This is a genomic window from Maritimibacter sp. (assembly GCF_016774595.1).
Taxonomy (GTDB): Bacteria; Pseudomonadota; Alphaproteobacteria; order Rhodobacterales; family Rhodobacteraceae; genus Maritimibacter; species Maritimibacter alkaliphilus.
This window is the reverse complement of sequence record NZ_JACBWT010000001.1, coordinates 2,170,402-2,178,675: the sequence shown is the minus strand read 5'-3', so window position 1 is coordinate 2,178,675 and position 8,274 is coordinate 2,170,402. Positions and strand designations below refer to the sequence as shown.

8 protein-coding genes are annotated in these 8,274 nt (G+C 62.7%); 7 read left to right on the top strand and 1 reads right to left on the bottom strand.

Going from position 1 to position 8,274, the window contains the following annotated elements; genetic code table 11:
• Positions 1 to 38 precede the first annotated feature (38 nt).
• On the top strand, positions 39 to 1,667 hold the full coding sequence (locus HOY44_RS10960) for a bifunctional helix-turn-helix transcriptional regulator/alpha/beta hydrolase (RefSeq protein ID WP_287434695.1): 1,629 nt from the start codon (positions 39 to 41) through the stop codon (positions 1,665 to 1,667).
• On the opposite strand, the gene HOY44_RS10955 is transcribed toward HOY44_RS10960, so the two are convergent.
• Entirely contained in the window at positions 1,643 to 2,137 is a 495-nt protein-coding gene (locus HOY44_RS10955; RefSeq protein ID WP_287434694.1) for an invasion associated locus B family protein, read from the bottom strand. The genes HOY44_RS10960 and HOY44_RS10955 overlap by 25 nt on opposite strands.
• 120 nt (positions 2,138 to 2,257) lie before the next feature.
• On the opposite strand from HOY44_RS10955, the gene HOY44_RS10950 reads away from it, so the two are divergent.
• From HOY44_RS10950 to HOY44_RS10925, 6 genes are all read left to right on the top strand, one after another.
• On the top strand, positions 2,258 to 3,205 hold the full coding sequence (locus HOY44_RS10950; protein ID WP_138422180.1) for a sugar-binding transcriptional regulator: 948 nt from the start codon (positions 2,258 to 2,260) through the stop codon (positions 3,203 to 3,205).
• A gap of 139 nt (positions 3,206 to 3,344) precedes the next feature.
• Positions 3,345 to 4,658 (top strand): ABC transporter substrate-binding protein, encoded by a 1,314-nt coding sequence (locus tag HOY44_RS10945; protein ID WP_287434693.1) that lies wholly within the window; start codon positions 3,345 to 3,347, stop codon positions 4,656 to 4,658.
• A 114-nt stretch (positions 4,659 to 4,772) separates the two neighbouring features.
• A complete protein-coding gene (locus tag HOY44_RS10940; RefSeq protein WP_008332601.1) occupies positions 4,773 to 5,645 on the top strand; it encodes a carbohydrate ABC transporter permease in 873 nt (290 codons plus the stop codon).
• Between the two features lie 10 nt (positions 5,646 to 5,655).
• Positions 5,656 to 6,486, top strand: coding sequence for a carbohydrate ABC transporter permease (locus HOY44_RS10935; RefSeq protein ID WP_287434692.1), 831 nt, complete (start codon positions 5,656 to 5,658; stop codon positions 6,484 to 6,486).
• Between the two features lie 10 nt (positions 6,487 to 6,496).
• Positions 6,497 to 7,501: an ABC transporter ATP-binding protein gene (locus tag HOY44_RS10930; protein ID WP_287434691.1), complete on the top strand. Its 1,005-nt coding sequence runs from the start codon at positions 6,497 to 6,499 to the stop codon at positions 7,499 to 7,501.
• The gene (locus HOY44_RS10925; RefSeq protein WP_287434690.1) at positions 7,498 to 8,271 is read left to right on the top strand and encodes an L-iditol 2-dehydrogenase; all 774 of its coding nucleotides are present in this window, start codon (positions 7,498 to 7,500) and stop codon (positions 8,269 to 8,271) included. The genes HOY44_RS10930 and HOY44_RS10925 overlap by 4 nt, the downstream gene beginning before the upstream one ends.
• Positions 8,272 to 8,274: the final 3 nt, after the last annotated feature.

Genomic DNA, 8,274 nt, shown 5'->3' with positions numbered 1-8,274 from the left:
ACCGGGCCGCGTTGGAGCCCGGATCTTATGACGCGTTCATGCTCGAATGGGATGGATATGTCTCGCAGCGTCTGGCCGCGCTCGAGGCGCTGAAGGATTCCGATCCTACCTTCCAAGCACCTGAATTCGAAAAGCATTTCGAGATCGCTTCGCAGCTAATCGAACGCGCCCCGCAGACGGCCCCGGCGCCCGGTCAACTGGTGTCCCAGATCGGCGCACCGCAGTTCCTGATCGACGCGTCGGGTCAGGTCGTCTGGCGCAATGGCGCCTCGGCCGACGCGCTTGGATTGCAGCGCCGCGACGCCGTGGATCGGCTGCCTTTGCCCCCGCATCAGGCCGCCGCGCTCAAGGCGCTGGTCGCTGATCTGTCGAGCGACCTGTCCGAGATGCGGGCGCCTTTGCTGTTGCAGCTACAGGCCCCGAATGGCGGAAAGCCGATCCATCTCAGGGCCGAGCGTTTCCGTTATGCGGGGAGCACGGATGTCATCCTCGTGGCCGGGCTGGAACCGGTGTGGCCGCCGCTTGCGTCGCAAATGTTGACCGATAGCTACGGCCTGTCGGCTTCGGAATGCGAAGTGGCCGGGCTGGTGGCCGAGGGTCTGCCGCCCGCAACGATCGCGGAGCGGCGCGGCGCTTCGGTCGCCACTGTGCGCACGCAGGTCAAAAAGATCATGTCCAAGACCGGCACGAATGCGCAGGGCGAGCTGACCGCGCTTTTGAACAACATCCGGCGTTTGGCCGAGCGGCACGATCTGAAGCGCGAGGAAACGCTGGGGCCGGAAGGGCGCATCGCGACGGCGCGGATCGGAGATCGGCGCATGGACCTTGAGTTCCATGGGACCGAGAGCGGAGATCCGGTCATTTTTCTGCACGGAATGCTGGACGGCACGGCCTTTACCCGCAGCGCGCAGGAGTTGCTTGCCGAATACAATCTTCGGTTCATTTGCCCGCACAGGCCCAGCTTCGGCCAATCCGACCCCGATCCCGGACCTTTTTCCGAAGCGCCCCAACGCTTTGCGCGGGATCTGAAACAGGTCTGCGGGCAGCTTGGCGTGACACAACCCGTGGTCGTCGGCCACATGGCCGGGTCCGTCTATGCCTTCGCGGCGTCGCAGGTGTGCGAGCCGCGGGGGATCGTCTGCGTGTCGGGCGGTGTGCCCATCACATCCCGCAAACAGATCAGCGCGATGACCAGGCGGCAACGGCTGGTCGCCTTTACCGCGCTTCATGCACCGAACATGCTGCCATATGTGCTGCGCGCCGGAATCCATCAGCTCAAGAGTGGCGGAGACAAACGGTTCCTCACGTCGCTCTACGAAAACGCGCCGGTCGACTTCAAGGTCACGCAAGACCCTGAGATCAGACGCCTTATCCTCGACGGCTACCAGTTCACCGTTCGACAGGGGCACCGCGCGTTCGAGATCGACAGCCATCAGGTCGTGCGCGACTGGTCCCACCTGACAGCCGGTTCGGACGCGCCCGTTCACCTGATCCACGGCGCGCACGACAGCGTCGTGACCGTCGACTCGGTGCGCGAATTTTCGCGGTCACTGGGGCGTCGCGCCGAACTGACCGTGCTGGACGAGGCCGGACAGCTTTTGTTCTATCAATCGCCCCGTGTCGTGCTCGACGCCATCCGCGCTCAGTTCGCTTGTTCGCAGGCCTGAGCGGCGTCCCAGGCCCGTGTCACGCCGAGCAACGACACCGGAACGATCAGGGGGCGCGCACCCGGAAGCGGTTGAAAGCCAAAGAAAATCCGGTTTGCACGCTTCAGTTTGTCGAGTTCCGGCTTGCTGACGGGTCCAGAGGCGAGGCAGGTCCGTTCGCTACAGCTTTGCCATTCCAGACCCACGGCCTCATCCCCGCGTGGATAGGTATAGGTCAGCGGCTGGTTCAAGGCGGCACCCAAGGGCACGCGCACCGTCATGATGGACGGCGTGTCGTCGTTCGGACCGGGCAGTAGCGCGAGGGTCAAAAGGCCCGAGTCCGCTTCCCGCAACCCAACGCTGATGACCGCGATGCATCCCGCCGAATTCCGGGCGACGGACCAATCGCGAAAGGTTTCGCCCGCGTCCTGCGCGACGGCAATCGCCGGAAAAAACATGGCCAGAATGAAAGACGAAAGGCGCTGGAACATGCCGCTCACAAAGGCGGGTCCGGGCCTGTCTGTCAATCGGATCGGACCCTGGACAGGTGGCACGCCTTGTCAAAGTCCGCGATTGCCGCGACCATTGCGGTAGCGTTACGGGACTAACCTATGAACTCGATGGACCGAAAACTGGACGACGCGGCACGCGCTGCTTGGTTGTCCTATATCGCCGGCAAGAAGCAGGACGAGATCGCGCAGATCATGGGAATTTCCCGTCAATCTGCCCAGCGTCTGCTGTCGCAGGCCCATGCGGCCGGGCTTATCAAGGTCCGCATCGACCACCCCATCGCGCGATGCATGGGTCTGGCGCAGGACTTGCAGGCGACCTTCGGTCTGGAGGCCTGCGAGGTGGTTCCATCGCTCACGACGCCCTCGGAAAGCGGTGTCGCCGTCGCCGTCGCCACGGGTGACATGATCGAAAGCTGGTTGATGCGCGACACGCCGATGGTGATCGGTCTCGGCACAGGGCGCACATTGCGCGGAGCGATCGAGCACCTGCCGCATATCGACTGCGCGCAACACCGGATCGTGTCGTTGACGGGCAACATCGCGCCGGATGGATCGACGGCGCATTACAACGTCCTGTTCACCATCACCGACAAGGTCAGCGCCTCGACCTTTCCGATGCCGATGCCCGTCATCTCGGCGTCGACGGATGAGCGCGAGACGCTGTTGGGCCAGAAAACGGTGCAGACCGCACGGGATCTTGCGGCGCGGACCGATGTTCGCTTTGTCGGGGTCGGCCCGATGACCGACCCCTCCCCCCTTCTCATGGACGGCTTCATCTCGGCCGAAGATCAATCGCGTCTTGTCGAGAAGGGTGCCGTGGGCGAGGTGATCGGCTGGGTTTTCGACGAAAACGGCACGCTCATCGACGACCGGATCAACGATCGCGTCAGTTCTGCGGTCATGGAGCCGTCGCCACCCCGCCCAACGATCGCGAGTGCGCACGGGCCCGACAAACTGGCCGCGATTCGCGGCGCGCTCCGGGGCCGATTGGTGAATGGTCTGATTACGGACGAGGAAACTGCGATTGCGCTAACACAAGCGCCGTAGACCTTTTTAAACTGCATTTACAGGGTGTTGCCTGCTGTCTCTGCGGTGCAGAGCGGAATGTGCGTTGACGTGAGTCGCGCCTGAATGAATAATTGCCAATGAGCGTAGCAATTGCTCATTTCAATTTTGGGAGGATATCATGACGACCATGATCCGCGCGCTTTTGGGCGCGACCGCACTTACGGCTACCGGTTTCGCCGCCAGCGCACAGGATACCACACTCACCATCGCGACCGTGAACAACGGCGACATGATCCGCATGCAGGGTCTGGCCGACGCGTTCACGGAAGAGACCGGCATCGCCCTGGAATGGGTCACGCTGGAAGAGAACGTGCTGCGTCAGCGCGTCACGCAGGACATCGCCACCAACGGCGGCCAGTTCGACGTCATGACCATCGGCACCTACGAAGTTCCGATCTGGGGGGCGCAGGATTGGCTCGTGTCGCTGAACGATCTTCCCGCCGAATACGACGTCGATGATATTCTGCCCGCAATCCGCGGCGGTCTGACCGTCGATGGCGAGCTTTATGCCGCACCGTTCTACGGTGAATCCTCGATGGTGATGTATCGCACCGACCTGATGGAGGCCGCCGGGCTGGAAATGCCTGACGCGCCGACTTGGGACTTCATCAAGGAAGCCGCGGCGGCGATGACCGACAAGGACAACGAAATCTACGGCATCTGCCTGCGCGGCAAGGCGGGCTGGGGCGAGAACATGGCGTTCCTGACCGCCATGTCCAACTCCTACGGCGCGCGCTGGTTCGACATGGACTGGAACCCGCAGTTCGATAGCGAAGCATGGGCGAACACGCTGAACGACTATCTTGACCTCATGAACAGCTACGGCCCGCCGGGCGCGTCCGGCAACGGGTTCAACGAAAACCTCGCGCTGTTCCAGCAGGGCAAGTGCGGCATGTGGATCGACGCCACCGTCGCCGCTTCGTTCGTGACCAACCCGAACGATTCCACCGTCGCCGACAAGGTCGGCTTCGCGCTGGCCCCCGACAACGGGCTGGGCAAGCGCGGCAACTGGCTCTGGGCATGGTCGCTTGCGGTTCCTGCCGGGTCCGACAACCCGGATGCGGCCAAGCAATTCATCGCTTGGGCGACCTCCAAGGACTACACCGCGCTGGTCGCCGAGAACGAAGGCTGGGCCAACGTCCCGCCGGGCACGCGCACCTCGCTTTACGAGAACCCCGAGTATCAGGAAGTTCCGTTCGCGCAGATGACGCTGGAATCGATCAACGCGGCGGACCCCACCGCACCGACCGTGGACGAAGTGCCCTACACGGGCGTTCAGTTCGTCGCGATCCCGGAGTTCCAGTCGATCGGCACCGCCGTCGGCCAGACCTTCTCGGCCGCGCTGGCGGGCCAGATGTCGGCGGAAGATGCGCTGGCACAGGCTCAGGCGCTGACCGAGCGTGAGATGAAGCGCGCGGGCTACATCGAGTAATCCTCCCGACTGGGGTCGGCCTTCGGGCCGGCCCCGACGCATATGCGACAGTGTCGTGGCGATGGCCCATCGGGGTCATTCCTTCGGAACTGTTCCAATGGGCGAGGGCAGAACATGGCCACCAAAGCATCCAGAACCGCGGCCCGGGCGATGATTTCGCCATCCGTCATCCTGCTTTTGGGCTGGATGCTCATCCCGCTGGGCCTGACGATCTATTTCTCGCTTCTGCGCTACAACCTTCTGATGCCGGGGGCGCGGCCCTTCGTCGGGTGGGAGAACTATGAGTTCTTCATCACCAACCCCGCCTTCACCACCGCACTCATCAACACGCTGCTGTTGGTCGGGGGTGTCCTGCTCATCACCGTGATCGGGGGCGTGCTTCTCGCCCTGCTGCTCAATCTCGAGATGTGGGGCCAGGGGATCGTCCGTATTCTGGTCATCGCGCCCTTCTTTGTCATGCCCACGGTGTCGGCACTTGTCTGGAAGAATATGTTCATGAACCCCGTTAACGGGTTGTTCGGATATCTGGCGAAAGGGCTTGGGTTAGAGCCTTTCGACTTTCTCAGCCAAGCCCCGCTCGCCTCGATCATCGGAATCGTGAGCTGGCAGTGGCTGCCTTTCGCGACACTGATCCTTCTGACCGCGATCCAGTCGCTCGACAGCGAGCAGCTGGAGGCCGCCGAGATGGACGGGGCCGGACCGTTCAGCCGGTTCTTCTACATCACACTGCCCCACCTCGCCCGCGCGATCACCGTCGTCGTGCTGATCCAGACGATCTTCCTGCTGTCGATCTTCGCCGAGATCTTCGTCACGACGAACGGCGGGCCGGGCAACGCGTCGACCAACCTGACCTTCCTCATCTACAAGGAAAGCCTTTTGAGCTTCGATGTGGGTGCAGGCTCCGCCGGTGGCGTCATCGCCATCATCCTCGCCAACATCGTCGCGATCTTCCTCATGCGGATGATCGGTAAAAACCTCGACGCCTGAGGGGGGACACATGGCACGCGCAGTCACCACACAACGCAAGGCGATCAACACCCTGATCGCATGGATCGTCGGGCTTCTGATCTTTTTCCCGATCCTGTGGATCTTCATCCTGTCGTTCCATTCGGAAGGCGACGCGATCAAATCGCCGCTCGAGGTCATCACCTCGACATGGACGTTCGAGAGCTACGCCACCGTGCAGGAGCGGTCGAACTACTTCCGCCACTTCTGGAACTCGGTCGTGATCTCGGTCGGCTCCACCGTTCTGGGTCTCATCATCGCCGTGCCAAGCGCCTGGGCGATGGCCTTCGTGCCCGGCAAGCGGACCAAGGACGTGCTGATGTGGATGCTGTCCACCAAGATGCTTCCGCCGGTCGGCGTTCTGCTCCCGATCTATCTGATCTGTCAGAACCTCGGGCTGCTGGATACGCGCGTCGCACTGGTCTTCATCCTCATGATGATCAACCTGCCGATCATCATCTGGATGCTCTACACCTACTTCCGCGAAATTCCGGGCGAGATCCTGGAAGCCGCGCGGATGGACGGCGCTTCGCTGCGCGAAGAGGTGATCTATGTCCTCCTGCCGATGGCCGTTCCGGGCATCGCATCCACCCTGCTTCTGAACATCATCCTCGCCTGGAACGAAGCGTTCTGGACGCTCACGCTGACCGCCGCCAAGGCCGCGCCGCTGACCGCGTTCATCGCCAGCTATTCGTCCCCCGAGGGGCTGTTCTACGCGAAACTCTCGGCGGCCTCGATCATGGCCATCGCGCCGATCCTCATCATGGGCTGGTTCAGCCAGAAACAACTCGTCCGGGGTCTGACCTTCGGCGCGGTGAAATAAGGAAAAGACCATGGGACGCATTACGCTTGATAAAGTGACCAAGGCCTTCGGCGAGGTTGAGGTGATCCCGCCCTTGGACCTGACCATCGACGACGGTGAATTCGTCGTGTTCGTCGGCCCGTCGGGCTGCGGGAAATCGACCCTACTTCGGCTGATTGCGGGGCTTGAGGATGTGTCGTCGGGCGAAATCCGCATCGACAAACAGCCCGCCACGCACCTGCCGCCCGCCAAGCGCGGCCTTGCGATGGTGTTCCAGTCCTACGCGCTTTATCCGCATATGTCGGTGCGCAAGAATATCGCCTTTCCGATGAAGATGGCAGGCATCCCCGAGGACGAACAGAACCGCAAGATCGAGGATGCGGCGCGGGTGCTGAACCTGACCGACTACCTCGACCGGCGGCCCGGCCAATTGTCGGGCGGTCAGCGCCAGCGCGTCGCCATCGGACGCGCCATTGTGCGCGAACCGGCGGCGTTCCTGTTCGACGAACCGCTCTCGAACCTCGACGCCGCGCTGCGCGTGGGGATGCGGCTGGAGATTTCCGAGCTGCACGAACGGCTCAAGACCACCATGATCTACGTGACGCACGATCAGGTCGAAGCCATGACCATGGCCGACAAGATCGTCGTGCTCCAGAAAGGCGTGATCGAGCAGGTCGGAAGCCCGCTGGAACTGTACAACGCGCCGCGCAACATCTTCGTGGCGGGCTTCATCGGTTCGCCCAAGATGAACATGATCGAAGGCGCCGAGGCCGCCAAGCACGACGCGCACACCATCGGTATCCGGCCAGAACATCTGGCGGCATCGAAAGACGCGGGCGAATGGAAGGGAACGGTGACGGTTTCCGAGCATCTGGGTTCCGACACCTATCTGCACGTCACCGAAACGGGCCTCGCCGACACCATGACCGTGCGCGTCGGCGGCGAGTTCGCGGTCAAGCATGGCGACACCGTTTTCCTGACGCCCGACGCCACGAAGATCCACCGCTTCAACGCTCAGGGGCTGCGCATCGGATGAAACGCCTCGACGGCAAAACGGCGCTGATCACGGGATCGGCGCGCGGGATCGGCCTCGCCTTCGCCAAGGCGTTCGTGCGCGAAGGCGCGCGGGTGGCGATTGCCGATATCGACATCATTCGCGCGCGTGAAGCAGCGGCGGAGATCGGCGCAGCGGCCCACGCCGTCGAGTTGGACGTCACCGATCAGGCCTCGATCGACGCAGGCGTGGCAGAAACCATCGCGCAATTCGGGCAAATCGACATCCTCATCAACAACGCCGCGATCTTCACCGCTGCGCCCATCGTCGAAATCGACCGCGCGGATTTCGACCGTGTCGTGTCGATCAATGTGGCCGGGACGCTCTTCACGCTTCAGGCCGTCGCGAAGCACATGATCGAACGCGGTCATGGCGGGAAGATCATCAACATGGCGTCGCAGGCCGGACGTCGCGGCGAACCGCTGGTCGGTGTCTACTGCGCGTCGAAGGCCGCCGTCATTTCACTGACCCAATCCGCGGGGCTGAACCTGATCGAGCACGGGATCAACGTGAACGCCATCGCGCCCGGCGTGGTCGACGGTGAGCACTGGGACGGCGTGGATACCTTTTTCGCAAAACACGAAAACAAACCCCTCGGCCAGAAGAAGCGCGAGGTCGGTGAGGCGGTGCCGTTCGGACGAATGGGCACAGCCGACGATCTGACCGGCATGGCGATCTTCCTCGCCACGGACGAGGCAAATTACATCGTCGCTCAGACCTACAACGTCGACGGCGGGAACTGGATGAGCTGAGCC